The organism is Gilliamella sp. Imp1-1 (assembly GCF_001690415.1).
GTDB classification, from domain to species: domain Bacteria; phylum Pseudomonadota; class Gammaproteobacteria; order Enterobacterales; family Orbaceae; genus Gilliamella; species Gilliamella bombi.
The window spans coordinates 1-3,129 of the sequence record NZ_LZHK01000133.1; the positions used below are offsets into that span (position 1 = coordinate 1).

Consider the following 3,129-nt stretch of genomic DNA (forward strand, 5'->3'; position numbering starts at 1 on the left):
TAGGTATTGATATTGCAGTCAGCTTACCAGCAGGAAGGATTACCCGTTACTTAGATAAACTGGCCGAATATCATGGATATCCATTAAAAATACGGGTCGATAATGGGCCAGAATTTACAGGAAAAAACTTTATAAACTGGGCTAAATCACATGATATAGCCATTGATTATATAAAGCCCGGTAGCCCTTATCAAAATGGTTATATTGAACGATTTAATCGTACCTATCGTACTGAAGTACTTGATTTATATCTTTTTAACAACTTAGCACAAGCAAGGTGAATAACCGAAGAATGGCTAACGATTTATAACACCGAAAGACCGCATGAGGCATTAAATAACATGACACCGATTGAGTATAAAACACTAAAACAAGCAGCTTAATTTTCTACGTGAGTTGTGTACTAAGTTTGGGGCATTTACACTAAGTTTCGGGTATTTACAAAATAATTACAAACTTGTATTTTTATGTTAACATACTGCTATGTTATGCAAAATAGTACGTTTTGTTAAACTTTGTTTCTTTAAGTTTCAATATGGACGTTTTATTTTGTTGGTTAATTGAAAATAAATATTGTAGGAATAGACTAATAAATTAAATTTTCATAAATACTTTTTATTACAATAAAAATAAATTATTCAAGTAGTAAATAGTTTTTAATGTATAATTTGTTACTTTTAATAAAGCAATGAACCATTATTTACACGAACTAATTCATACTCAAAAAAACATATTGTTTCTACAAGGCCCTGTTGGACCTTTTTTTAAAAAGGTTGCAGAATGGCTGAAAAAATCAGGATGTAACGTCTATAAAATAAATTTAAATGGAGGTGATGAGTATTTTTATTCAAAAAATAGTGTTTCTTTCTGTAAATCAGTTGAAAAGTTCCCACAATTTTTACAAGATTATATCTATCAACATTCTATCGATGCGATTATTGTTTTTGGTGATTGTCGGATATACCACAAAATAGCTAAGTCGATAGCAGATTCTAATCCAAATTTATCATTTTGGGTGTTTGAAGAGGGTTATCTTAGACCTCATTATATTACTTTTGAGAAAGATGGGGTTAATGGTTTTTCTCTATTACCCAAAAATCATGATTTTTATGAAAATATTGGAATTACCTCTATAGATAAAAGTAATGGGAAGTCTCATTATTATTCAATGATTCGCTACAGTGTTATTTATTATATTTTTATGCTATTAAAGAAATATAAATATTCTAATTATATACACCATAGAAAAACATCATTATCTTTTTATGCTTCCCATTGGGTTTTAGCTTTAATTAGAAGATTGAAATCAAAATTAATAGAACCTAGACTGATAAAAAATGTTATTAACAATGAGCATAAACCATTCTATATTTTTCCTTTGCAATGCAATCAAGATTTTCAAATTCAAGAGCATAGCCCCTATCACTCTATGAAATCATATATTTTCAGAGTGATATGTTCATTTTCTTTATTTGCTGATGAAAAAAGCTATTTGCTAATCAAGCATCATCCAATGGATGAAGGTTTCAATAATTATAATCGATTAATCAAAAAATTGGCTAACCGTTACGGTGTTAGTAAACGGGTGATATATATCCATGGCGTTTCTATGCCAATTATACTTAGAAAAGCAATTGGATTGGTAACAGTTAACAGTACTTGTGGACTTTCAGCTTTGATTCATGGATTACCTGTTATTGCTCTCGGTAAAGCACATTATGATATAAAAGGGTTAACTTTTCAAAATGGGCTCAACCGTTTTTGGAAAGAAGGACAGAAACCTGATACGCAGTTGTTTGAAAGGTATCGTAGCTATCTGTATAATAAATCCCAAATTAAGGGATCCATTTATTATGCTGATTTTAATTTAAATATTGAGTAATTTATTCATACGAGAAAACATAAATGGAATATACAGTAAAAAATATCAATGTGGATGGTTATTATTCAGATAATAAAGGAAATTTGGTTTTTGCACCAAAAAATTTGCATAATGTAACAGTAAATTTTGTTGGCAATAATAATAAGTTAATTATTGCAGATACAAGTAATATTCATAATATCAACTTTGATTTTCCATCACATAATGCAGTTATTCTTATTGGAGAGAATGGAAATTTATCAGGACAAATAAGAGCTGGCTATCATTGTTACATTAACATTGGCGATAATGTAACTTGTACAAATAAAATATATATCACATCAGCAGAAAAAACAAAAATCATCATTGGAGATGATTGTATGTTTTCTACAGGTAACCAAATTCGTTCAGATGATGCTCATGCAATTTATGATGTTAATACAGGAAAACGAGTAAATAAATCTAAAGATATTATTATTGGTGAGCATGTATGGTTTGCTTTTAATTCAGTAGTTTTATCTGGAGGTCAAATTGGAGAAGGTTCAGTTGTAGGGTTTGCTAGCATAGTAAAAGGGAAATACCTAAATAATTGTATAATTGTAGGTTCTCCCGCACGATCTACTAAGCATAACATTGCTTGGGAAAGGCCTAATGTAATGCTCTGTGAACCTTGGATTAGAAACCATCAAAATCAAATAAAATCAAAAAAGGAATATTGGAATAAGACAATTAAAAGCAAACCTATATATGTAGGTCAAGGCGTATTTCATAATATACACAAATTAAATCCTTTTGAAGATCCTATTGATAAAACAAAACATCATCCTTATGTTGAATTATATAATATATTTCTTCAGGAAAATAAAATTTATTTAAAGGGAATTGCGGCCATTATTGGTATTCCTTGCCCTGAATATAGTCCATGTATAAACAACTATTTATTATTTATCAATGAAAATTCATGTTATTCAAAGCAATTAGCAAAATTTTCAGATCCAAATATTAGTAGGAAGTTATTTAATGGTGATTATATTAGCTATGATAAAGCAGGCATGTCCACTTTTAGAAATGAAGGTTTATCAATTAATGATATTCCTGATGGGACTTATAAATTGGAGATAAAATTAACTTTCAATAAATTAGAATATTATAGTGATCTTAAAAGTGAGGATTTTAAAGAATCGTTTTATCAAAATGATGAATTGATATTAAAACTATATGTTATTCAAGATATTGTTTATTTCGAAAAAACAACCAAAACTCTAATA

The 3,129-nt window shown here is 28.8% G+C and carries 2 protein-coding genes and 1 pseudogene; all 3 read left to right on the plus strand.

What is annotated here, in order from left to right:
- Window positions 1–89: 89 nt before the first annotated feature.
- A pseudogene (locus A9G38_RS12665) lies at window positions 90–383 on the plus strand (transposase).
- A gap of 350 nt (window positions 384–733) precedes the next feature.
- Window positions 734–1,882: a capsule biosynthesis protein gene (locus A9G38_RS11110; RefSeq protein WP_162162658.1), complete on the plus strand. Its 1,149-nt coding sequence runs from the start codon at window positions 734–736 to the stop codon at window positions 1,880–1,882.
- A 23-nt stretch (window positions 1,883–1,905) separates the two neighbouring features.
- Window positions 1,906–3,129: acyltransferase (locus tag A9G38_RS11115; RefSeq protein WP_051634268.1), on the plus strand; the 1,224-nt coding region annotated here is incomplete at its 3' end.